20 protein-coding genes, 1 pseudogene and 1 other annotated feature are annotated in these 24,427 nt (G+C 37.1%); of the genes and pseudogenes, 12 read left to right on the forward strand and 9 right to left on the reverse strand.

Annotated elements, in window-relative coordinates; genetic code table 11:
• Positions 1-114: 114 nt before the first annotated feature.
• The gene (dnaA, locus tag G6O73_RS10080) at positions 115-1,470 is read right to left on the reverse strand and encodes a chromosomal replication initiator protein DnaA (RefSeq protein WP_057884905.1); all 1,356 of its coding nucleotides are present in this window, start codon (positions 1,468-1,470) and stop codon (positions 115-117) included.
• A 520-nt stretch (positions 1,471-1,990) separates the two neighbouring features.
• On the opposite strand from dnaA, the gene rpmH reads away from it, so the two are divergent.
• From rpmH to yidC, 3 genes are read left to right on the forward strand one after another with little or no spacing between them, the layout of a single operon-like run.
• On the forward strand, positions 1,991-2,125 hold the full coding sequence (rpmH, locus tag G6O73_RS10085) for a 50S ribosomal protein L34 (protein WP_003701411.1): 135 nt from the start codon (positions 1,991-1,993) through the stop codon (positions 2,123-2,125).
• Between the two features lie 59 nt (positions 2,126-2,184).
• Positions 2,185-2,544, forward strand: a complete 360-nt coding sequence (rnpA, locus tag G6O73_RS10090; protein WP_057884906.1) for a ribonuclease P protein component — start codon at positions 2,185-2,187, stop codon at positions 2,542-2,544.
• 16 nt (positions 2,545-2,560) lie between these two features.
• Positions 2,561-3,394 carry a membrane protein insertase YidC gene (yidC, locus tag G6O73_RS10095; RefSeq protein WP_057884907.1) on the forward strand — a complete coding sequence of 278 codons (834 nt, stop codon included), beginning with the start codon at positions 2,561-2,563 and terminating at the stop codon, positions 3,392-3,394.
• A gap of 42 nt (positions 3,395-3,436) precedes the next feature.
• Here yidC and G6O73_RS10100 read toward each other — a convergent pair whose 3' ends face one another.
• Positions 3,437-5,341, reverse strand: a complete 1,905-nt coding sequence (locus G6O73_RS10100; protein ID WP_057884908.1) for a M13 family metallopeptidase — start codon at positions 5,339-5,341, stop codon at positions 3,437-3,439.
• Positions 5,342-5,443: 102 nt separating this feature from the next.
• Positions 5,444-6,298, reverse strand: a complete 855-nt coding sequence (locus G6O73_RS10105) for an aldo/keto reductase (protein WP_057884909.1) — start codon at positions 6,296-6,298, stop codon at positions 5,444-5,446.
• A gap of 309 nt (positions 6,299-6,607) precedes the next feature.
• Between G6O73_RS10105 and G6O73_RS10110 the strand changes: the two genes are divergently transcribed.
• Positions 6,608-7,069 (forward strand): MarR family winged helix-turn-helix transcriptional regulator, encoded by a 462-nt coding sequence (locus tag G6O73_RS10110; RefSeq protein ID WP_057884910.1) that lies wholly within the window; start codon positions 6,608-6,610, stop codon positions 7,067-7,069.
• Between the two features lie 57 nt (positions 7,070-7,126).
• A complete protein-coding gene (locus G6O73_RS10115) occupies positions 7,127-7,756 on the forward strand; it encodes a TetR/AcrR family transcriptional regulator (protein WP_083478426.1) in 630 nt (209 codons plus the stop codon).
• Positions 7,757-8,220: 464 nt separating this feature from the next.
• Here the strand turns inward: G6O73_RS10115 and G6O73_RS10120 are convergent, their stop codons facing one another.
• Positions 8,221-8,541: an ArsR/SmtB family transcription factor gene (locus tag G6O73_RS10120; protein WP_057884912.1), complete on the reverse strand. Its 321-nt coding sequence runs from the start codon at positions 8,539-8,541 to the stop codon at positions 8,221-8,223.
• Between the two features lie 774 nt (positions 8,542-9,315).
• Here G6O73_RS10120 and gltB point away from each other — a divergent pair.
• Together gltB and G6O73_RS10130 are read left to right on the forward strand one after the other, a co-directional pair.
• Positions 9,316-13,785, forward strand: coding sequence for a glutamate synthase large subunit (gltB, locus tag G6O73_RS10125; protein WP_057884913.1), 4,470 nt, complete (start codon positions 9,316-9,318; stop codon positions 13,783-13,785).
• Between the two features lie 14 nt (positions 13,786-13,799).
• On the forward strand, positions 13,800-15,224 hold the full coding sequence (locus G6O73_RS10130; protein ID WP_057884914.1) for a glutamate synthase subunit beta: 1,425 nt from the start codon (positions 13,800-13,802) through the stop codon (positions 15,222-15,224).
• A 490-nt stretch (positions 15,225-15,714) separates the two neighbouring features.
• Here G6O73_RS10130 and G6O73_RS10135 read toward each other — a convergent pair whose 3' ends face one another.
• Positions 15,715-16,602 (reverse strand): LysR family transcriptional regulator, encoded by an 888-nt coding sequence (locus G6O73_RS10135; RefSeq protein WP_057884915.1) that lies wholly within the window; start codon positions 16,600-16,602, stop codon positions 15,715-15,717.
• 154 nt (positions 16,603-16,756) lie between these two features.
• Between G6O73_RS10135 and G6O73_RS10140 the strand changes: the two genes are divergently transcribed.
• Positions 16,757-17,740, forward strand: coding sequence for a YeiH family protein (locus G6O73_RS10140; protein ID WP_057884952.1), 984 nt, complete (start codon positions 16,757-16,759; stop codon positions 17,738-17,740).
• 39 nt (positions 17,741-17,779) lie between these two features.
• Here the strand turns inward: G6O73_RS10140 and G6O73_RS10145 are convergent, their stop codons facing one another.
• A complete protein-coding gene (locus tag G6O73_RS10145) occupies positions 17,780-18,607 on the reverse strand; it encodes an undecaprenyl-diphosphate phosphatase (protein WP_057884916.1) in 828 nt (275 codons plus the stop codon).
• A gap of 188 nt (positions 18,608-18,795) precedes the next feature.
• Positions 18,796-19,611 carry a 2-keto-4-pentenoate hydratase gene (locus G6O73_RS10150; RefSeq protein ID WP_057884917.1) on the reverse strand — a complete coding sequence of 272 codons (816 nt, stop codon included), beginning with the start codon at positions 19,609-19,611 and terminating at the stop codon, positions 18,796-18,798.
• Positions 19,612-19,819: 208 nt separating this feature from the next.
• Positions 19,820-20,066: a binding site (T-box leader), on the reverse strand.
• A gap of 154 nt (positions 20,067-20,220) precedes the next feature.
• Here G6O73_RS10150 and G6O73_RS10155 point away from each other — a divergent pair.
• The 3 genes from G6O73_RS10155 to G6O73_RS10165 all read left to right on the forward strand — a co-directional run bounded on the left by G6O73_RS10155 (position 20,221) and on the right by G6O73_RS10165 (position 23,411).
• A complete protein-coding gene (locus tag G6O73_RS10155; RefSeq protein ID WP_057884918.1) occupies positions 20,221-21,069 on the forward strand; it encodes a hypothetical protein in 849 nt (282 codons plus the stop codon).
• A 107-nt stretch (positions 21,070-21,176) separates the two neighbouring features.
• Positions 21,177-21,740 (forward strand): alkyl hydroperoxide reductase subunit C, encoded by a 564-nt coding sequence (ahpC, locus tag G6O73_RS10160; protein ID WP_057884919.1) that lies wholly within the window; start codon positions 21,177-21,179, stop codon positions 21,738-21,740.
• 12 nt (positions 21,741-21,752) lie between these two features.
• Positions 21,753-23,411 carry an FAD-dependent oxidoreductase gene (locus tag G6O73_RS10165; protein ID WP_057884920.1) on the forward strand — a complete coding sequence of 553 codons (1,659 nt, stop codon included), beginning with the start codon at positions 21,753-21,755 and terminating at the stop codon, positions 23,409-23,411.
• 63 nt (positions 23,412-23,474) lie between these two features.
• Here G6O73_RS10165 and G6O73_RS10170 read toward each other — a convergent pair whose 3' ends face one another.
• The gene (locus G6O73_RS10170) at positions 23,475-23,834 is read right to left on the reverse strand and encodes a bacteriocin immunity protein (RefSeq protein WP_083478427.1); all 360 of its coding nucleotides are present in this window, start codon (positions 23,832-23,834) and stop codon (positions 23,475-23,477) included.
• A gap of 129 nt (positions 23,835-23,963) precedes the next feature.
• Positions 23,964-24,152, reverse strand: coding sequence for a hypothetical protein (locus G6O73_RS10175; RefSeq protein ID WP_057884921.1), 189 nt, complete (start codon positions 24,150-24,152; stop codon positions 23,964-23,966).
• Between G6O73_RS10175 and G6O73_RS10180 the strand changes: the two are divergent.
• A pseudogene (locus G6O73_RS10180) lies at positions 24,082-24,273 on the forward strand (bile acid:sodium symporter family protein); the annotation flags it as partial. The gene G6O73_RS10175 and the pseudogene G6O73_RS10180 sit on opposite strands and share 71 nt — an antisense overlap.
• Between the last annotated feature and the right edge of the window lie 154 nt (positions 24,274-24,427).

Here is a 24,427-nt window from a genome sequence, read left to right on the forward strand (position 1 = left end):
AGTAGTAGGGCCTGTTAATCTTGTGGATAACATTTATTTGATCGGCTTTAGAGGTTATCCACCTGTTGATAACTTGTTGATAACCTGTCATACTTATCCACAGTAATCCACAAGTCATTTTTTCAAATCGGCTTTTAAATCTGCCACCGCTCTTTGTAATTCAGTATCTGCTGGCAGGGAATCTGAAATTTTTTCATGAGCATGAATAACGGTCGTATGATCTTTCCCACCAAATTCTTGTCCAATTTTAGGCAAAGAAGCATCTGTTAGTTCCCGAGCTAAATACATCGCAATTTGTCGTGGAATAACTATATTTTTAACACGCTTTTTTCCTTTTAAATCACTTAAAGAAATATGAAAATATTTAGCAACTCGATCTTGAATTACTGAAATAGAGATTTCATTTGACTTGCCATTTAGTTTCAAGTTTTTCAAGGCATCGGCGGCCAAACTAGTTGTAATTGGCAAATGTGTCAATGATGCATAGGCTTGAACTCGGACTAGAGCGCCTTCTAATTCACGAATATTGGAATCAATTTGTCCGGCAATATAGCTTAATGTGTCATCAGGAATCGCTAGTTGGTCTGCATCAGCTTTATTTCTCAAAATTGCAATTCGAGTTTCTAAATCAGGTGGTGTAATATCAACTGATAGTCCCCATTTAAACCGTGAAACTAGCCTTTTTTGCAGTTTAGGGATTTCATTTGGCAGTCGATCAGACGAGAGGACAATTTGTTTTTTGTCATCATAAAGTGCGTTAAACGTATGAAAGAACTCTTCTTGGGTGCCTTCTTTGTCTGCAAAAAATTGAATATCATCAACTAGCAATAGATCAACACTGCGATACTCTTGTCGAAATTCCTCTTGTCGTTTTGTTTGGATTGAGTTGATGAAATCGTTGGCAAAAGCCTCACTTGTGACATATTTAACCTTGGCTTGCGGATTATTGGCTAACATTTGATGACCGATTGCATGCATTAGATGCGTTTTTCCCAATCCAACTCCTCCAAAGAAGAACAATGGATTGTAAAGTGCACCAGGTTCTTCGGCTACGACTAACGCAGCGGCATGTGCCATTTGGTTTCCTTTCCCGATAACAAAAGTTTCAAATGTATACTTATCATTTAATTTTGTTTCCCGCATAAAAGTCGGCTTTGCCTGTTCTTGTCGGTAAGCTGTTTCCTTGCGGTTGATAGGTTTGTTATTTTGGAGTGGGTTTGGTTCAGTTGGCAACTTTACTATAACCTTTATTTCTTGTTTAATACTGGATTTTATCATTGTTATTACTTGTGCGCTTAAATTCGCTGTCCAGTAATCTTTATGTAAAGCAGTTGGTACCTCAATCACGAGGGTGTTTTTTTCAAAGGCAATTGGTTTTGCGGCCTTTAACCACGTATTAAAACTAATTGATGATAATTTTAATTTAAATTCATCGCAAATATACTGCCATAATGTTTCTAGGTCAGGCACTTGTTTTCCCCCCTTTATTCAGTAAGTGATCACTTATCCATTCTAGCATGATACTTTTTAGTTTTCCACAACTGTGAATAAAAGAATCCAAAGAATTCACTTGCTGTTCAAAATGTTTTCCACAGTAAGTGCAAAATTAAAAATTACAGAATAATTTTGAGTTATCCACACCAGAACGGTTAGTTACTGTGACTGGTTTAATGGTGTTTTTAAGAGTTATTAACAGCAGTGAAATCGATTGTGGATAACTTGTTAACAGCATGTGTCTTTGTGTAAAAAGCCTGATTTTGTTTGTGGAAAAAATTCTGCTAAAACAAATAATCCACAGACTAACTAATAGAAAATTGTCTAGCTGTGGATAACTTTGAGAGAACGAATGAAAAAATATCTTTAAAGTCGCAGAAAATTATGCTATTATGAAAAAGTATTGTGTGACTTGACAATTGATTTTTTCTTTACTAAAATGATGGTTATTATTGTTAAGTATATTTTATAAGAAGTTAAGGAGGTGGAATTCTTTATGAAGAGAACATACCAGCCCAAGAAGCGTCATCGTCAAAGAGTACATGGATTCCGTAAACGTATGAGTACAAGTAACGGTCGTAATGTTTTAGCACGTCGACGCCGTAAAGGCAGAAAAGTATTGTCTGCATAGACCACTGACCGTCAGTGGTCTTTTATTTTAGGCGCTAAACCGGTATTTGGAGATGAATTATGCGAAAATCATACCGTGTTAAAAGAGAAGCTGAGTTTCAGAAAGTTTTTAAACAAGGTAAATCATACGCTAATCGTCAATTCGTGCTTTACGTCCTTGAAAAACCAGGTCAATTGCACTTTCGAGTGGGAATCTCAGTTGGAAAAAAGATTGGGAATGCTGTTGCCCGAAATTGGGTTAAGCGGCGAATCCGCCAAAGTCTGACAGAATTGAAACCTGAACTGAAACAAGATTGTGACTTTATTGTGATTGCTCGACCAGCGGTATCTGGTCTTCCAATGAAAGTTGTTAAAAAAAATCTAGTGCATGTATTGCATTTAGCTCAGTTAATGGTATGTCAAAGCAGTCACGTAGAGTGAGTGAGGGCACAGGCTTATGAAGAAAATTAAACGTTTCTTACTGTTCCTAAGTTCTGTATCATTAATATTTGTGTTGTCTGGGTGTGGCCGTTCAGCTGTTACAGCACATAGTACAGGATTTTGGGAACATTATATTGTCTGGAATTTTATTCGGGCAATTGAATTTTTGAGTCATCTGTTTGGTAATAATTATGGGTGGGGGATTGTTTTCTTTACAATAGCTATTCGAGTTATTTTGTTACCTCTGATTTTTTATCAAACAAAGAGCATGAGAAAAATGACCGAACTGCAGCCACAATTAAAAGCTTTGCAGTCAAAGTATTCAGCTAAAGATCTTGAGACACAAAATAAATTACGGCAAGAACAACAAAAGTTATATGCGGAAGCTGGAGCTAATCCGGTTGCGGGGTGTTTACCTCTAGTTGTCCAGATGCCAATTTTATTTGCTTTATGGCAAGCTATTTATCGGTCACCGGTTTTAAAAACGGGATCATTTTTTTGGATGCATCTGGGTGACAAAGATCCATATTTTATTTTGCCAATTTTAGCGGCAATTTTCACCTATGCGACATCTAAGTTAAGTATGATGTCCCAACCAGAGCAAAATGGAATGGGAACGATTATGACTTTAGGGATGCCTGTTGTTATTTTATTTAGTGCGATTAACTTACCGTCAGCTTTGTCACTCTACTGGGTGATTGCGAATGCTTTTTCTGTTGGGCAGACACTGCTGTTCAATAACCCGTTTAAAATTAACCAAGAGCGAGAAGAAAAACAACAGGTTGAGAAGCAAAGAGAAAGGGCTTTGAAAAAAGCGAAGCGGCGAGCAATTAAAAGTAAGAAAAAATAAAAAAAACTGATAAAATCAGTTTTTTTTTTTTAGTTGAGGTCACTACCAAATATTAACTCTTTTATCTGGTGCTAAGTACATTGGATCAGTTGAGTTAATGTCAAATGCTTGGTAAAAGTCAATTAAATTTTTAGGTTGAATATTTGCTCGTAATTCATTAGGTGCATGAACATCAATATTTAATAGTAACTTTTGCCGTTCAATTGAAGATTTTACACACCATACTCGTGCCCAATTAATAAAGAATGCTTTCAAATCAACATCAGCTTCATTCTTTGCTGCTTCAAGAGCACAGCTTAAGCCACCAGCGTCAGCAATATTTTCAGAAACAACTAATTTACCATTAACTTTCCCAGCAGGGGTAGTTAGACCATCAAATTCCGTAATCATTTTTTGAGATAGTTTCTCAAAGTGAGCTAAATCATCTTTTGTCCACCAATTATGCAGATTGCCTAATTCATCAAAATGAGCACCGTTATTATCGAATGCATGAGAAATTTCATGAGCGATTACAGCACCAATTCCACCATAATTTTCACTCGCAGTTTGTTTTAAGCTATAAAATGGCGCCTGCAAAATAGCTGCGGGAAAAACAATGATATTGTAAGAAGGATTGTAGTAGGCGTTAACTGTATGGGCACTCATTTCCCAACGTTTTCGATTAACTGGCTGATTCCATTTACTATAATGATCAAGGTTAGCAATTTTTTCAAAGTGCAAGACATTGTCAACAAGAGATGATCCAGCCACTTTGAATTTTTCGTATAGTGGGTCTAATCTATCAGGATAACCCACTTGGATTCCTAATTTGTCTAGTTTTAAAATAGCTTGTTTACGGGTAGCGGTGCTTAACCAAGTGTTATTTTCTAACCGTTTTTTATAAACAATAACCATCTTTTTAACCATATTGGTAACATCAGCTTTAGCTTTGGCACCAAAGTATTTATGTGCATAGTATAAGCCGACAACCTGATCAAATTGACCAGTTGCTAAATAAAAAGCACTTTTTTGTTGACTCATTGCTTCTTTGCTTCCAGAAATAGCTCGCGAATATTTTCCGCCAATGACGCGTAATTTATCAGATAATAACCCTGTAGCACCTAAAACCGTTTTTGCAAACAACCAGCTACGCATTATTTCAAAATTCTTATCATTTACAATTTTATTTAATGCTGCGTAATATTTAGGCTCACTAACAATTACTTGGTCTGGTAAAGTCCCAAGTAATTCCTTAAGATAATGCTCTAATGAAAATTCAGTACTGGTTGCGGTAAACTCAGTTAACTGGTATTTATTATAAGCTTTAACATAGTCGGCTAATTCTGTGCTGTCTTTAACATGAGGGACTAATAACTGGTCGAAAGCCAAGGTATCATCGATGATTTTTTGTATGAAATCTGTTTGGTACCCAGCTATAGTTAAAATTTCATTTAACATTGAGCTATAAATTTTTAACAAAGCATCAGCAGATGAATTTTTTTGAGAATAATAGGTCTTGTCAGGTAAGATTAAGTTGGGAACGCCAGCCCAGAGGGCGTATCGAGAAGTGTTTTTCATATCTGGTTCAACAAATACGGGTACGGGGCTAGGGTATCCCAAAATGGTCAAGTTGCTTAGCTGCTTAGCCCAAGACTGTAAATCTTTGAATTCTAAAATTTTTTCTGCATATTTGCGAATTGGTTCAAAGCCGGCAAGATCACGTTGCTTAAAATCTGCAGCTAGATGATAGAATTTTAAAAACTCGATCATCGTTGGCTCTTTTGATTGAACTGATTGGGGATTTGCAAAATCAGCCATTAAAGTTTTTTCGATTTTATCAGCTAAATCTGCAAAACCACCGGTCAAAGGTTTATCAGCTGGAATTTTGGCCGTTTTTAACCATTCACCATTGACTGCTTGATAGAGATCTTTTTTTATTAGAGCACTGTTTATTTTTTTTGAACTCATTAGTGTACCTCTTTTCCTTTATTTATGCATAATTGTAATTCAAAAGGGAGTCAGTTGGAAGCTGAATAGAAAAAAATAAAGCAGTAAAACTGCTTTGTTTTTTTAGAAATCGACTGTGTCAGGATTAGGAGCATAACCAACAATTCCATCTAATTTATCAATTTCTTGCATATCCGCAGTGGACAGTGTGAAATCGAATAATTGTGTATTTTCTTCAATCCGATTTTCATGGATTGATTTAGGTAAAGGCAAAAATTTGTGCTGTAATGACCAGCGAAGGCAAACTTGTGCCACCGACCGTTGGTTTTTAGCGGCAATTTTTTTCAAAGTTGAATTACTAAAAATCTTTCCTGTTCCTAAGGGGCTATAAGCTTCGATTAATATATCATTATGTCGACAATAATCAATTGTTTCATGATCAACATCTCCAGGGCAAATCCTGATTTGATTAACCATTGGTTGGATTTTTTGACTATTTGACAAAACTTTAAAGTGTCGTGTTCGAAAGTTTGAAACACCAATTGATTTAATTTTTCCTGATTGGTAAGCATCTTCTAATGCTCGCCAAGTTTCTTGCAGATTCTTTTCCCAATCTTTAGTACGAGCAGGTTTCGGATTTGGCCAGTGAATTAAAAAAAGATCAAGATAATCTACTTGTAAGTCTTTGAGTGATTGTTCAATTGCGGCAGTGGCTGCTTGATAACTGTGAGCATGATTATTCAATTTGCTGGTTAAAAATATTCTTTGGCGTGCAATGCCGCTTTCTTTAATGGCAGCACCAACACTTTGTTCATTCCCATACATTTCAGCTGTGTCAATATGTCGATAGCCGGAAGTTAGAGCTGATTTAACTGCGATTTTTGCAACATCACCTGCCGGAGTTTGCCAGGTACCGAACCCAATAATTGGAATTCTTACCTTGTTAGTTAACTTGTAAGTATCAATTAAGCTCTCCATTAAAAAACCTCTCTCTTTGAAGAATTTGAATCCTATGAATTTATTCTACTACAAATTGAATTGAAAAAAATGACTAACGCAATTTACGAGAATACTCGTCCGGCTATTCTGGTTTTCAATGATATAATAGAACCAAGTAATTATCAAAAACAAAAAAATAAGCTAAAGCTAGTAAAGTCCGTTAAAAAGCTGTAACATTTATAATTATTAGTCTGTTGGTTAATGTGCACTGCTGCACTAAACACTTGTTATCTTTTTAACATGGAAGTCTAGAAAACTATTAATTCAAAAGGAAAGTGGGAATTGACAATGGGGCTGGATCACAAACCAAATAAACTTGACGATGAATTGTGTTTTGCAATTTATACTACTCAAAAAATTTACAATAAATTTTACGTAGAATCTTTGAAAGAATATGGCCTAACATATCCACAATATATTACTTTGCTGTCTCTTTGGGAAAATAATGAACCAATGATGATTAAGGAATTAGGAAAGAAGCTTAATTTAGATAATGGTACTTTAACACCATTATTACGAAGAATGGAAAAAGAAGGCTGGGTTGATCGAAAACGTTCTAAAGAGGACGCTCGGAAAGTTTACATTTGTCTAAGTCGAAAAGCACGAATAAAAAAATGTGAAATTAAACAAAAAATGACATCTTGTTTTTCTTTAGTTGATATGACGGCTGATGAATATCGAAAAGATGTAAATCTGATTAAGTCAATTGGACAAAAAATTTCAGAAAGCACTGAAGTCGAAGGTAACTAGTTAGTGTTTCACATGAAACATCTTCTGATGTGAAACTGATATTATGTTAGATGAACTATGAGTAAAGTACAAGTAGGGGAGAGAATATTGACTGGCAAGAAAAATAATTGTCGTTCAGTTTGTACTCAACAACTAATTAGACAAACTTTTTTAGAACTGTTAAAGGATGAAGAAAAAGTAGAGTTAATCAAAGTTACTGATATTTGTCGAATTGCTCAAATAACTCGGGGTACATTTTATCGTTACTATCAGAGCGTTCCTGATTTGTTGGATAAATTACGAACTGAGTTGTTTCAACAGACAATGAAATTAGTTAAAGAGCGTTTTGAAAAAGGAGAAAGAAATCTCTTACCAGCTATTTTCGAGGTTATGAAGAGAAATGATACGAATTTAGTTCAGGCAACGATGAATCATGAATATGGACAATCTTTCCTAGAAGATGTTTTTAAAAGTTATCGGGAAGCAATTCGTCCAACTTTAAAAGAGAAAACTCCAAATTTAACGGATAATCAGTTTGATTATTATTATTCATATGTTTCCAATGGAGTTATTGGTGTGATATTGACATGGATTAGCAAAGGCATGTACCAAGACACAGATGTGTTAGAAAGTGTTGTGGTTGACATGATTCTTCGAAGTGAAGAACAATTAAGCCGAGAAGTGAAAAAATTAGCAGCGGATAATTAACATTTAGCGTGAAAAAATTCAGAAGACAACTACAAATAAGGTAGGCTGATTTTAAGTTGGTCTATCTTATTTGTAGTTATAGCGTCGTTTGAATTTTTATGGATCTTAAGAAAATAGTAATTGCAAAAGTTGCAACTGGTCCTTTTAAAGTTATTGTTTTCCGGAAAGAATTGATTGACGTGCAGTAAGAAAACTATGACCGAAAGTTACTGTCTTTATTGAAAAGTAGGGTAAGAGGTAGGCTGATTTTTCGATATTGAAATTTCAAATGAGCTCGGTATGAGGTTGGGGACAATTAATTGAAAGCTAGGATGAACCAGTTAAGGTGTTTTTGTTAATGAATATTAAAAAGACCAGGCAAAATTTTTGAACTGGTCTTTTATATTCTATGAGATGTTTCTTTAGATAGTCTGTAGTAATTTACAAAATTTAAGTGCTGTCAAATAAGGTAAAAATTACTTGAATTAATCATTACTCTTTTCTCGGACGTGTTCGCGAACTTGTTCAAAAATTGTAAAAATATGTCGATCTGAGAGTTGATAATTTATTTTTTGACCATCGCGAATTCCACGAACTAGTCCAGTTTGTCGTAATAGTTTTAGTTGATGTGAAATAGCTGATTGCGAAATGCCAACAATCTCTGCTATTTCATTAACAGGAAGACTTTTTTCTGCAAGCAAAAACAGAATTTTATATCGCGTTTGATCACCGAATGCTTTAAAAAGCTGAACACTTTTTTCCAATTCTGGCAATGATGGCAGTTGGATGTCTGTGGATTTAGTCATGAGGTTCACCCTTCACTGAATAAAAATAAAAACAAATTAATTGTCTAATTGTCATTATACTACCGAATTAAAAAAATATGAAACTTGAGTTTATGTCCAACAACCAGCCCTTGCTCCATTGATAAAAAATTGTTAAAACAAACAATCATAAAATATAAATTGACTTGGAGTTTGATTTGGATAACTTGTATTTGCGGTTAATTAAAATTGAGGCAGAAATCTCCTAATGTTTAATTAGGTAGCTGAATAACGAAAGTTATCAGAAACAACGTGAGCTTGTTACAACTATTCAACTCTATGTCGCCAATCGTCTTACATTTTGTTTCGATAACAATTAGCAAGAACTGCGATTTGGTTGTTGTTGAAGAATTAAGAATCTACTGTGAAATCAAGCGCTAGCCATGAGTGTTTTTGATATTGGTTAGCAGATATTTTTGAGTATGCTTACCTATAAAATTGAACTTTACGAAAAAATTATTACGGTTGACCTTAGAAGCACATTACCCAGATATGTCATAATTGTAGTTTTGTCACGGGTACTGGAACAACAACCACTCCTGACTTTAGTTGGAAATGATGGGCTTAACGTTGGATAACAAACTTTTGTAAGGCGAATTGTTTAATTTCCAAAGAATTGATAGGGGGAGCTTGTTATTTTCTGAATGGCCCTCTAAAATTAAAAGAACATTAGACCATTTTAAAATTATTATTATTTAAATGTTCGGAATAACAGGTTTGTGTGACTTGTGTGAGTGATAAAGTGGAGGAATAATAATGAAAACGGAAAATCAGACAATGTATAGTCCGTCTTTTGAACATGATGCTTGTGGGATGGGATTCATTACGCAAGTTGATGGCAAGGTGAGTCATGAACTTGTTGAACGGGCTTTGGTGATGTTGCAGCGGATGAATCATCGTGGCGGAACTGGTGCTGAACCTGATACCGGGGATGGTGCTGGAATTTTGCTATCGTTACCCGATAAATTTTTTCGAGAGTATGCGCAAAAAACTAACTTTTTATTGCCATCTGAGGGGGACTACGCTGTCGGAATGTTCTTTTTACCACAGAGTAAAAATGAAAAGCAAGCGATGCTGCAATCAGTCGCAGCAGATATTAGTAGCGCTGGGTTGCATGTCTTAGCGATTAGAGATGTTCCATATGTCTATGAGAGCTGTGGCCCGACAGCCCAACAAGCAATGCCTGGCTTTGCCCAAGTTATTATTCGTAAGCCAGATGATGTTGCTGCTGGTCGTCCGTTTGAGGATTTGCTATATCAATTGCGACGTAGATTGGAAGGAACTTTTTCTGCTGAAGAATTTGCAATTGTTAGTCTTTCAAGCCGAACTCTTTGTTACAAAGGTATGTTGCATGCGTATCAAGTCGGAGAATTTTATCCCGATTTGCATCAACCATCGATGCAAGCATCAATTGCTTTAATTCATTCCCGGTTTTCAACAAATACTTTTCCTAGTTGGGAACGGGCGCAGCCATTTAGATTTTTAGCACATAATGGTGAAATTAATACTTTAAAACGAACAGAAAATTGGATGGCTAGCCATAACATTGAAATTTATAATGAAGATGATTCTGATTCAGCAAAACTTGAAAACTGTATGGAATATCTTTATCGTCATGGTCGCAGTATCCCGCAAATTTTACTGATGATGTTGCCAGAAGCTTGGGGTGAAGGTACTCACTTAAGTAATCAACAACGGGCATTTGATGAATATAATGCTAGTTTCATTGCTCCATGGGATGGACCAGCTGCTTTATGTTTTACGGATGGAGTTCAAGTCGGAGCTGTCTTGGATCGAAATGGTTTACGTCCATCGCGTTACCAGTTAGTTAAAGGTAACTTTTTAATTGTAGCTTCTGAATCAGGTGTTTATGATGTAGTGCCAGCAGATATCCTTGATAAAGGAATTCTAGGCCCAGCGGATATGATTTTAGTAGATACCCAAGAAGGATGTTTCTATCGGACAGCTGAAATTAAAAAACATTTTGCTAGTCAACATCCCTATCATGAATGGTTAAAAAGTCAACAATTAACTTTAGCTGATTTGCCAGCTGCTGATGTAGACGAGAATCTATCAGATAGTGCTTTGCAGACTCTTTGGCGTCGCCATGGATATACCGAAGACGTTATTCAGGATGCCTTGATTCCAATGGCTAAGAATGGTGAGGAACCTGTAATCTCAATGGGTTATGATTCACCACTCTCGGTTCTCAGTCAAAAACCGCAGTCTCTATTTACTTACTTTAAACAACAGTTTGCGCAGGTAACCAATCCACCAATTGATGCCATTCGGGAGAAACTGGTTATCGGAAAAGAAATGTTTTTGGGTGCTGATGGTGATATTACAGCTGATGTTGAAAAAAATGCCAAAAAAATCAAGCTAGAATCACCGTTATTGAATTCAGCAGCTTATGAAAAACTTCGACATTTAAATGGTAAGTTTGGCTTTAAAGCTGCTGAAATATCCCTATGTTATGAACATGTGACTCGAACAAATCGTCTAGAACAGGCTTTAGATGACATGTTTAAAGCTGCTGAAAGTCAGCTTGATCAAGGAGCAAACTTGATTATTTTGACTGATCGTGGGGCAACCCAGGACAAATTAATTATTCCCGTGTTACTAGCCGTGGCAGGTCTCAATAATTATCTAGTCAGGAAAAGTAAACGGGAACTAGCCTCAATTATTGTTGATACCGGAGAAGCCTGTGAAATTCATCATTTTGCGACATTGTTAGGATATGGTGCTTCAGCAATTCATCCTTATGGTGCATATGCAACATTAAATGCATATGGATTAAATGATAAGTTAGAGAATTATCGTCAAGCAGCAGAAAAAGGCATTATTAAAATCATGAGTCGAATGGGAATTTCAACTATTATCGGCTACCAAGGGGCACAATTATTTGAAGCAGTTGGATTATCACAAGCGGTAGTTGATGAATATTTCACAGGGACGGAAAGCCGAATTGGTGGATTAACCCTAGATCAGATTGAAGCCGAATATTTAACGCGCTATCAACGAGCATTTGGGATGAAAGCTGTTGAGCAACTACCATCCGGTGGTAGCTTTAAATATCGGCGTGATGGTGAACATCATCTTTACAATCCATTAACAATGTATAAATTTCAACAAGCGGTTCGAAGTGGTGATTATCAATTATATCAAGAGTATGTTCAAGAAATGCGACAAGAAGAGGCACAGTCACCGACAACATTACGGTCTCTATGGAAAATTAAGAAGACTCGCTCAGCCGTACCATTAAGTGAGGTTGAACCAGTTAATCAAATTGTTAAACGATTTAAATCAGGTGCGATGAGTTTTGGATCGTTGTCACAAGAAGCCCATGAGTGTATTGCACAGGCTATGAATGAATTAGGTGCGAAGAGCAATAGTGGCGAAGGTGGTGAAAATCGTCGTCGGTTTAAACTTCAAGCAGATGGTCGCAATTTGAATAGTAAAATAAAACAAGTTGCTTCGGCTAGATTTGGTGTTAATACAGAATATTTAATGAGTGCTGAAGAATTACAGATTAAGATGGCTCAGGGGGCTAAACCAGGCGAAGGTGGTCAACTGCCAGGAAATAAAAACTTTCCATGGGTAGCGGAGATCCGTGGCTCAGTACCAGGTGTTCGTTTAATTTCACCGCCACCGCACCATGACATTTATTCAATTGAAGATTTAAAACAATTAATTCATGATTTGAAACAAGTTAATCCGTTTGCCAAAGTTACAGTTAAACTAGTTTCAAGTACAGGCGTTGGTACAATTGCAACTGGAGTCGTTAAATCAGGCGCCGACAAAGTTGTAATTAGTGGTTATGATGGTGGCACCGGGGCTGCTCCGCGAAATTCGGTTCGTGATGCTGGATTGCCATGGGAAATGGGATTAGCTGAAGCTCATCAAACTTTGGCTTTAAATAATTTGCGTCAGCGAACGACTTTAGAAACTGATGGGAAATTGATGACTGGACGCGATATTGCAATTGCAATTATGCTGGGAGCTGAAGAATTTAGCTTTGCTTCACTAGTCTTGGTAGCGATTGGCTGCATAATGATGCGAGTTTGCAGCAAAAATACGTGTCCAACCGGAATTGCAACCCAAAATCCAGGATTACGGAAATTTTTTGTTGGAAAACCAGAGCATGTCAAAAACTGCATGCGCTTTTTGGCGGAGGATTTACGAGAAGAAATGGCTAAATTAGGCTATCGTACAATTGATGAACTAGTTGGACATACCGAAAACCTAGTTCCACGGTTTATCGCTAAGGGGAAAGCTAAATCACTTGATTTCTCAAGAATTCTAGGAACTTCAATTGGAATCCAACGAAAAACAACTGATCCTTTTGCTCCAGATGACCAATGGCCAGAGTTGAATGCTTTTGCACAAACGGCAATTGGTGGTCAACAGCCAATTGTTATTAAAAGCTTGATTAATAATCGAATGCGGACAGTTGGAGCTCGAATGAGTGGCTGGATTGCTCAAAGATTTGGCAATACAGGTTTGCCAGCCGGGCGTTTAAAGTATCAATATACTGGGGTAGCTGGTCAAAGTTTTGGAGCTTTTGCAACTCAAGGTTTGGAATTAGAATTGATTGGTGAAGCTAATGATTATGTTGGCAAAGGGCTCAGCGGTGGTCGATTAATAGTTCGAGCACCAGAAGACGCGAAACGCTTGTATAGTAAGGCGCCTATTGTAGGTAATGTCGCTTGTTTTGGAGCAACTGCTGGTGAAGCTTATTTTAACGGTCGAGCAGGAGAACGTTTCTGTGTTCGTAATTCAGGAGCTAAGGTAGTAGTTGAGGGTATCGGTGACCATGGCTGCGAATACATGACGAATGGAATTGCGGTAATTTTAGGTTCAACTGGACGTAATTTTGGAGCGGGGATGTCTGGTGGAGTGGCTTATGTTTACGATCCAGCGGATAATTTTTCTCAACATTGTAATTTTGAAATGATTGAGTTATTTAAATTAGAACGACCAGCAGATGAACAGCAGCTATTGAGCCTGGTTAAACAGCATTACCAATATACAGGTTCCGAAAAAGCTAAGTATCTGCTGAACAATTGGCAAATGGAACGGCAGCATTTTGTTAAAGTATATCCAAAAGAATATCGCCAAATTAATGAAATTATGGCACATTATGCTGATCAGAATTTATCAGTTGCACAATTACAGCAAAAAGCATTTGATGTTGTTGTTGGTGCGCAACCAACACTCATGAAGTAAAGGAGGAAATTACCATGGCTGATCCATTTGGATTTATGAAGTATCCCCGAAAAACTAATCCTTATCGTGAGGTGAAGGAACGCATCAAAGATTTTGCAGAGATGCAGCTGCCTTTGAGTGATGAAGAACGGCGCAAACAAGCGGCACGATGTATGAATTGTGGGGTTCCCCATTGTCATGCTGGTTTTTTCTATGCTGGTGGTCGAGCTGTTAGTGGCTGTCCTAATGACAATCTGATTCCTGAATGGAATGACTTGATTTATCGCCAAGAAGATAAACGAGCTTTTGAACGATTGACTAAAACGAATCCTTTACCAGAGTTCACCGGACGAGTCTGCCCAGCTCCTTGTGAAGTAGCTTGTAATGAAGCGCTCAACGGGAAAGGAATCACGATTAAAGATAATGAACGATTTATTATTGAACAGGGATTTAAGTTTGATTGGGTGATTGATAGCGGAATGCCACAGCATCGAAATGGAATTAAAGTTGCGATTGTTGGCAGCGGTCCAGCTGGTTTATCTGCTGCTTGGCAATTAAACAAGTTTGGTTTTGATGTAACGGTTTATGAACGCGATGACCGCCCAGGTGGGTTAACTATGTATGGCATTCCAAATATGAAATTGCCCAAAGAAATCGTTGCTCGGCGAATTACGACCATGGAAGCAGTTGGAATTAAATTTGTGGTTAATACAGAAGTCGGTGTTGATATCACTGCAAAAGAACTTAAAGATCAATATCAGAGGGTTATTTTAACCGTTGGAGCCCGAGCAGCACGTGATTTAGCGGTGCCTGGTCGTAATCTGAAGGGAATAATGCAAGCTGTCGACTTTTTAACCCAAGCAACTAAAGAGGTTTTGCAAGATGGAATTAAGGCCAATCGGTTGTTAGCTGGGAAAAAAGTAGTTGTAATTGGTGGCGGTGATACCGGTAACGATTGTATTGCAACTGCTGTTCGCCAAGGAGCTGCAGAAATTCAACAGTTAGAGATAACTCGACAACCACCTAAAGAACGGCTTGCTAGCAATCCTTGGCCGCAGTGGCCGATGGTTGCCAAAACGGGTTACGGACAACAAGAAGCTCAAGAAGTATTGGGTCAGCCATTAACTGCTTATGAAACAACAGCCATTAGTTTTAGTGGCAAAAATGGTCAAGTAACTAAAATGACGACTAGCAAAGCACGGTTATTTAAGCCGGTTGTAGGCACAGAACATGATCAGCCGGTTGACTTAGTATTATTAGCAATGGGTTTTACCGGTCCACAGCAAACGGTTTTAGATGCATTTGGAGTTACAAAGATTAACAATGATTATTCAACGAATGAAGAAAGTGTCTTTGTGGCTGGTGATGCTCGGCGTGGCCCAAGTCTAGTTATTTGGGGAATCTATGAGGGAAGAATGGCTGCTGAGCAAGTAGCTCGTTCATGTGAAGTTCGCTTATAATCTTTTCTTGAAAAATCTTTAAGAAGCGGTACTGTGCGTTTTTGTGCAGTACCGTTTTTTTGAGGTGAACTATATGGCTATTTATTTAACCAAGCTGAGCCCAATATGAAGCGAATTTTAAAAAGTCAATTGGACATATTTGTAGGGGATTTGTAACTTCTAAGCAAAAACAGTTGAGGAATTATTAGTAGCATTGCAAAGCAACATACATCGTAAGCTATTAGAAGACGGCTTGATAAGTTACAAGAGTGAAGTAATGCTATGTCCGTGCTCTTTAAATGAATTTAGAAATATCTAAAGCGATGAGCTATTATGGAATAAAATTATTGGCGGAAGAAACCAAAAAATGCAAGAATTGATGTATTTGGCTAACATTAGATGTAAATAATCAATATAGCTTCTTGAAAGTAGCTAGAATTCTTAACAATGTTCGGGTTCTTTGAAAAGCCTATTCTTTTTTTGTAGAGGTCTCGAAATTTTAGCTGCTAGTTTATTGCAGCTGCTGTTTAAGTTCTGTAAACCATTTAAAATATTGTTGCGCAAAATAATTTTCTTTGGCATAAATAAAATATAGATCATGGGCAATTGTCCCGCGTTCAAGCGGTAGTTGTTTAATTGTCCCAGCTGCTAACTCTTTTTTGATTAATAAGCGATAGAGAAAACTAATTCCTGATCCGGCACAGACCAATTGGCGAATTAAGGTTGGTTCAGAAATGGTAATTAACTGCTTAAAGTCATTTAAACTGATGTTTTCTTTTTGTGCCAAAGCAGTTAACAAGGTTCGTGATCCAGATCCGGGTTCGCGAATTAGCAGCGGGTAGGCCGCTAAATCGTTCCAACTAACAATTTTCTTTCTTGCTAAGGGATGAGTCGGGCTGCAAATGGGAATGAATTCTTCTTGGCTGAGGATATGATATGAAAATTTAGCTTTATTAAAATTACCTTCAATAATGCCAAAGTCCATTTTTCCAAGTTCGATTTGTTGTAAAATGTGCTGTGTATTTTCAGCTAAACAACTAATTTTTTGCAAATCATTTTTTAGTTGCAACAATTCAATCAACTGACTACCAAAAACTTCACCTAATGAACGAGTGATTCCGAATTGAATCTCGTGTTTTTGGTGATCATCTTGTAAAATCTCCATTAACTGTGTTGTTTGCGAACGCATTCGGGTAAGAAAAACTGCTAATTTTTCGCCAGCAGGTGTAAGTTTCAGATAAGGACGCTGATAATCAACTAATTTGATTTCTAATTGATTTTCAAGCCGTTGAATTTGTTGGGTGACAGCTGGTTGAGAAATGAAAAGCTTAGCCGCTGTTTTAGTATAAGAAAGGGTTTCGCTTAAAATTAAAAAAGTTTGATATTCAGCAGTTATCATCGCAAGCTCCCATAAGTATTCATTATATTACTATAATAAATCATAATTTTATTTTATGAATGATAGTTAGTATTATTAAAACATTACTTGGGAGGGAATACTAGTGAAGTTTTCAACAGTTTTAAAAACAAAGAGTTTTTGGTTAGCAACTGCGATGACACTGATTTGTGCTGTAATTGGTAGTTTGTTAGCACAATTGCCATATTTTTCATTATTTGGAGCTTTAATTATTGCTTTGATTTTAGGGATGATATTTCAAACAGCAGGAACTTTAAAGAGTCAGGCTGGAATTGGAATTGGCTTTATTTCAAATAAGTTTTTGCGTTTAGGAATTATTTTATTAGGATTTAAGCTAAATTTAATTCAATTGGCACAAGCGGGAATTAAAACGATTCTGTTGGCGGTGGTCGTGGTTAGTGGAACGATTTGTTTGACTTATTTTATAGAAAGAAAATTTGGAGTCGAACCAGAATTAGCTATTCTGGCAGCCAGTGGAACTGGAATTTGTGGGGCAGCAGCAGTAATGGGGATTTCTCCGCAGATAAAAGTGCCGGCAAAACAAGCTGAACGTCAACGGGAGAATGAAGTTTTAGCCGTGGCAATTGTGGCAATTATGGGAACAATTTTTACTTTTATCGATCTGGGCTTAAAACCTTTGTTAGGGTTAAATGCCACTCAGTTTGGAGTTTTTGTCGGCGGATCATTGCATGAAATAGCTCATGCCGTTGCTGCTGGCAGTGCTGCTGGTTCAATCGGTTTAGACAATGCAATTATTACTAAGTTATCTCGTGTTTTAATGTTGGCACCGGCAGCGTTAGCCATTGGTTTCTGGTATCAAAAACACAGTCAAAAGACGCAACCAGTTAGTGATAAAAAAGCTAAATTACCGATTCCTTGGTTTATGGGTGGCTTTATTTTAGCAAGTGTTTTAGGAACTTTTTTGCCATTTAGTACAGCAGCTTTAACAGCCTTGGTTAAAGTAGCTTATATTTTTTTGGGGATGGCAATGGCAGCCTTAGGTATGAGTGTTAATTTTAGAGTTATTTTAAAAAGAGGGTTGCCGGCATTTGCTGCAGCTTTCATTTCATCAGTAATTTTGGCAATTGGAGTTTTAATTGCCAGCAAAATTTGGTTTTAAAAAAAGGCTCAGCAAGATTTTCTTGCTGAGCCTTAATAATTAATGGACTAACATAAAGTAACCAATTACAACAATTCCTAAAATAATTCGGTACCAACCAAAGGCTTTAAAGTCATTTTTCTTAATATAATTCAATAAGAAGCGGATTGACAGATAGGCAACGACAAAGGAAACGACGACGCCAACTAATAATACAATTCCTGGTAAGCCGGCTAAACTTCCACCGTGCATGAAATATTTCAACAGTTTCAAAAACGAAGCACCAAACATGGTTGGGATTGCTAAGAAGAACGAAAACTCAGTTGCAACATATCTTGAGGTTCCAATGGTAATGGCTCCTAAAATAGTAGAACCTGAACGTGAAGTACCCGGAACTAGTGATAGTACCTGACAAATCCCAATTGCAATTGCAGTTGAATAAGGCAAAGTGTCTAAATCTGCATAACGTGGAGTTGTATCCTTGTTGTGATTCTCAATAATGATAAACAAGATACCATAGATAATTAAGGCAGCAGAAACAACTTGCCAGTTCATTAAATGCTCATCCATCCAGTCATTTAGCGGTAAGCCAACAACTACTGATGGAATGACAGCGATAATGACTTTTTTCCAAAGTGTCCAGGTGTTTTTCTTCTCTAATCGGCTTTTCTTAGGTGACCAAGGATTTAACTTATGGAAGTAGATAATGACAACTGCCATAATTGCCCCTAATTGGATAACAACATTGAACATATCGATAAATTGTTTTGATTGTTGTAGCTTAATGAATTCATCAACTAAAACTAAATGTCCAGTTGAACTAATTGGTAAGAATTCAGTAATACCTTCAACAATTCCTAAAATAATTGCTTTGATAATATCAAACATGAAAACTCTCCTTATTCAAAAATCAGATTTACTGATTAATCATACAGCAAATAGGAGGTTTAAACAATTTTATTAAATAAAACCTCTGATTTCTAAGTATTATTTGAGCTGTTTTTTAGAAAAAATAAGCTGTTTTTGGAGAAGCAATCGATCTTCAGCAAAAGCAGCTTATTTTATTGAGTTTTTATTTAATCGGTAACTTTAAAATCAACATTGCCTAGACCATGATCAAAACGTGCCGACCAGTTACCAACTGTTAGTTTAGGAGGTAAGACAAAGGTTCCAGAAGAAACCATTTGGCCAGCGGAGAAAGTCTTTCCCTGCTCAGCTAATTTTGTGACTAGCCAGTGCAATGATTTCAAGGGATTACCTAAGACCTCTGAAGATAAACCTTCAGTTACTTTTTTTTCATCGTGGAACAATTCGCATTTAACATTAGTTGCTGCTGCTACATCATTGAAGACCTTGTTTGTGTCAAATTCTTTCCCATGTAGAACTAAGCCGCCAACTGCTGCATCGGACATGACCATGTATTTTGAAAGCTTTGGAAACCAATCAGCAAAACGAGAATCAGGAACTTCCATGCCAGCTGCGACAGTTGTTTTCTTCATTAAATCACTTAGGGAATCAGTTGGTTTTAAATCTTCTTTAGCCCGAAATTCAAGTTCAACTTCGACTAACGGTTCCATCAGTGTCTTAAGGCTGCGGGTAACTGGGGCTGCCAGAAAATGGCTTTTTACCTGGGCACCATAGAGTGGAGAATCAGAATCAAACATTTTTTGTGTCTGTTCACTAGTCAAAGAAACTTTATAGCCACCAACAGCTTCATTTTTCAAAGCAGTTAGCCTTGCTTGAACTTGATAAGCAGAGGCATCGTCGGTGACGGTTGATTGCCAGTCTTTTTCGGTTAATGGTTGTTGAGTTGTATAAGCTTGATAAAGAGCCTGAGCAAATTTTTCTTCATTGGCAGTTAATTTAGTTGTTGTTGTTTGTGTTTTAGTCATAATAAATTCCTCCGTTTGATTTTTAAGTTAGCAGTCTCCTGCCCACACGTGGGAGAACTGCAGTTGTTAGTAATGAATAGAGCTGTTTAATCTGAATCTGACCATCATCGTTATTTTGAATCTGACTGGAATCATGCATGATCCCCCACCTCACTTTTGAAACGGATTTTAAATTCTAACAAAAAACGCCCTTTAACAACATCTGTTGTTAAAGGGCGTTTTCAGCGCGGTACCACCTTTAATTAAACTAACTTCTCATGAAATTAGCTCCATCTTAACTAGTCAACTATCATTATTATCAATTGCCTACCCCGGTAATGTGGGGAAACAGTTAAGCTTAAAAATTCAGCTTACGGCTCAAAGGTGATATTCATCAAATACATCCTGACTGCTTTGCACTAACCAGCAGCTCCCTGACATTCAATATTGATTACTGTCCTTGTCATTGCTTTTAATTAGAATTTAATTATTTAATGAGTGTATCTTAATCTATTTATTATTGTTTGTCAATAATAAAATAAAAATTTTTCAATAGCGAATCAATTGCCCGAATGCGATTTTTCAGCTATCTTGAAATAAAAGGAAAGTTTTAAGGAAGAAGGGTGTAGCATGAAAAAACAATTATTGGTATTAACTACACTTTTAGTACTTGGGGGATGTAGTTTTAGTAGAAATAAAACTGCTAAAAGTAGTTTGTCAGTTTCAAGTAGTACGAGTGAAGTTAAACATCATTCAACCGGTAGTGATTCATCACATACAAGCTATTCAAATTCAACCACCAGTCAGAGAGCAACGACTAGTTCTAGTTCTTCAGTAACGAATCAAGCAACAAATGTTTCACGGGTAACATTAATGAATCAGCAGCTCATGAGAAGTTTAGGACAAGTTCCTTTGCCTCAAACTGATGGTTTAGAAAATGGTAGCAATCGGCTAAATGTGTATTATCAAGGCGATTCTAATAATTTTACGATTAATTACAGTGTTGGATCACGGGCCAAAAAATTTAATGATGCAACTCTTAAGCAAGAAAACCCTTATGCAGTTTACACGAAAAAGACATATGAATCTGAAACAACAGCAAGACAGCAAATTGGCTATCGTTCAGCAACCGAGTTTAAAGGATTGCCCACGGTTGATTTGGGAGATGAGTTAACGGGAACAATTGATGCTGGGGCCGGACAACAATATTTAAGTTGGTACGAAGGAAATTGGTTTTTGACAGTTCATGCAACAACAGTTAATCAAGGGGACCCCCAGTCTTTAGCTAAAGAAGTAGTTTCTTTTTTAGCTAAAAACAGCTTACCAGCACCTGAAAATTATGGTCGAGTAAGTTTTCAAACCGCGATTGTTGAACGTCAACGTGAGCAGTTGATTATTTGGCAAAAGGGTAATGCTGTTTATCAATTGCAAACACATACGCCGCAAACTGCGTTGAAAATGGCAGTTAGCATAAAATAAAGTTTTCATTAAATTTACATTAGCCATTTACATTGTGCACAATTGATTCTATAATAGGAGTTGGAATTAGAAAAATTCTAAATTACTATTAAAGGAAGGGTGCTCTTATGAACTTTATCAATCAAAAGTTAACCGACTTTAAGGTTAATGCTTATCAACAAGGTGAAACACATCCTGTAACTTTACAAGATGTTTTAGGTAAATGGTCGGTTTTCTTCTTTTACCCAGCAGACTTTTCATTTGTTTGTCCAACTGAATTAGGTGATCTGCAAGATCATTATGCTGAATTTAAACAAGCAAATGCGGAAGTTTATTCAGTTTCGGAAGACACTGAATTTGTTCACAAAGCGTGGGCTGAAGCAACTGATACGATTGGCAAGGTTCAGTACCCAATGTTAGCTGATCCAGCAGGAAAGTTGGCCCGGTTCTTTGGCGTTTTGGATGAAGAAGCTGGTCAAGCGTTTCGTGGTGTGTTTATCGTTGATCCAGAGGGACAAATTAAATCTTATACGATCAATGATATGGGGATTGGTCGAGATGCCGGTGAAATTTTACGAACTTTACAAGCAGCTCAATTTGTCGAAAAGCATGGCGATAAAGTTTGTCCTGCTCATTGGCATCCAGGTGACGACACAATTACTCCAAGCTTAGATTTGGTTGGCAAAATTTAAGAGGACCCGATGATGGCAGATAAAAAAATTTACGATACTGTGATTATTGGTGCTGGGCCAGCTGGATTAAGCGCAGCAATTTATGCGGGTCGAGCAACGATGGACACCTTAGTGATTGAAGCGAATCAAGTGGGCGGTCAAGTAACGACTACTTCGGTAGTTTGGAACTATCCAGCAGTCGAAAAGATTGATGGCACGGCCCTCATGAATCAGATGCAGCAGCAAGCTGCCAATTTTGGTGTGCAAATTGTCCATGATCAAATTACTGATTATGAATTAGAAGGTGATTTGAAAGTTTTGCATGGTAGGCAGGATTATTATGCACGCAGTGTGATTATTGCCGCTGGTGCCAAACCGCGTGAACTTAACTTTCCTGGAGAGCAACAATTTCGTGGACATGGGATAGCATTTTGTTCAACTTGTGATGGTGAATTATTTACTGGCCTGCAAGTTTTTGTAATTGGCGGCGGGTATGCTGCTGCTGAAGAGGCCGATTATCTAACACGTTATGCTAAACATGTAACGGTGATTTCACGTGAAGCAGAATTTACTTGTGCCCCCCTAACTGCGGCCCGTGCTTTAAATAATCCCAAGGTAGATGTCAAGTTTAATACGGAGATTGTTCGAGTTACTGGGAAAGATTATTTGGAAACAGCTGTTTTTAAAAATAATCAAACTGGAAAAGAGTTTTCTTACCAACCTGATTCAAGTGAGCAGACATTTGGTGTTTTTATTTATATCGGTACCCAGCCGGCAACAGCTAAGTTGACTAAAATATTAAACCATGATGAACATGGTTATTTAAAAGCTGATGCTACTTTGGCAACTAACTTGCCGGGTGTCTTTGCTGCTGGTGATATTGTTGTTAAACCACTACGGCAAATTGTTACTGCAGCTAGTGATGGAGCAGTTGCCGCAACTAGTGCAGAGCATTATGTAACAGCGCTTAAACAACGGCTACAGATTCCGATTGAAAGGAAGCAAAAATCAGCAACTAAACCAGTGGGACAAACAACCAAATTGGCGGAAAAATCAACCGTAATGGTTCATCAAGGATCTTGGTTTGATGCTAAGTTGCAGCAGCAATTAAAATCAATTTTTGAAAGATTAACTCAAAAGGTTACTTTGCAGGTCTTGAGTGATAACGGTCAGAAGAGTCAAGAATTGCAAAGTTTCGTTAAAGAGTTCTGTGATTTAGATCGGCACTTGGACTATCAAGTTCGAGCTGCTGATGGTGGAGAAGACTTTTTGCCTTTGTTGGAACTATTAAATCAGCAACAAAATCTGACTGGTATTCGTTTTGCAGGTATTCCAACTGGCCATGAACTGAATTCATTGGTGTTGGCAGTTTATAATTTAGCTGGGCCCGGGCAAGAATTAGCTCCGGAACTTATTGAACGGATCAAGGCTTTGCCTGTGACAAAGATAAAAATCGGGGTAGCTTTAACTTGTCATTTTTGTCCTGATGTAGTATCAACTTGTCAGCATATGGCAGCTATTAATCCAAATGTTTCGGCAGAAATGCTTGATTTACAGCTTTTCCCTGAACTTCGGCAAGCAAAACACATTATGAGTGTTCCAGCAACCATGATTAACGATCGGCCAGTAATTTTTGGCAGTCAAACTGCTGAACAGTTAGTAGCTGCTTGTGAATCAGCGACGGTTAAGTAATTAGTATTTTAAAAAAGCGATTTGATACTGAAGTTTGGCAGTATCAAATCGCTTTTTTGCTGATTAGTCACGTTGGGAAACGTGTTCGAAAATGCTGTAAAATTGTGATTTATCAGTATATCCACCTAAATAATTACCATTTATACCAGCTTTTTGGCCCAGAACTTCTAATTCAATAATTATTTTTTCTTCAGCTGGTGGGAAGTGAAGTTTTCCCTTTAAGGCGGTACTGCGGAGATAATTAATGAAGTGGTTAATTAAGACAGCGGGGTCTTTTGTCTGATCTAATTTAGTATAGACTTGCAGTAAAACATCGATAATGTCTAATAATTCAGCTGGCCGATCTGTTTTCTTATCTAATTGCTGCAACAGTTTTTTTGTGAGCTCTTTAGCTCTTTGGCGGTCGTTGATGGAATCTTTCAAGTGAATCAGCTCCTTGGGTTAAATTACTTATCATTAATTTTACTCTTAAAAAATAATAAAAACCAGTTTTAGCAGTAATTGCTTAAACTGGTTTTTATTATAAGCATACCCCTTAGGAGTATGCTGAAACTATTTTGTGAAATCAACATCTTTAGTTTCGATGATTGTTAGTAAAGCAATGAAGCAGGCAATAGCCATGGTTCCTAGATAGAGTCCAACTGACTTAATTCCCCAATTATCGGCTAACCAAGTTGCGATTGTCGGTGCAACTTTAGCGATGAAGTATTTTGCTCCAGCAGCAGCAATTCCTTCGACCATTTTCAGTATATGGCACAATATTTCCGGTTCAGTTTTATCTTCGTATTGGCGAAATAAAACTGAGTTGGCAGTTCCAAGTCAAGTTAAAGTTTCCCAATCAGCAGCAAGTTCAGATAACTAACTTCTGATTAAATAGAAAAAATTAAAAAGTTTCCATGAATTTTCAGTTAACAATTAGTGTGATTGAAAATTTGTGAAAACTTTTTTATTTGAAGATAATATTTTACAATGTTAACATTTTATATGTTGTTTGTGGAAAATGTATTCTAAGGGGT

It is taken from the genome of Liquorilactobacillus nagelii DSM 13675, assembly GCF_019444005.1.
In the GTDB taxonomy this organism is placed as follows: Bacteria; Bacillota; Bacilli; order Lactobacillales; family Lactobacillaceae; genus Liquorilactobacillus; species Liquorilactobacillus nagelii.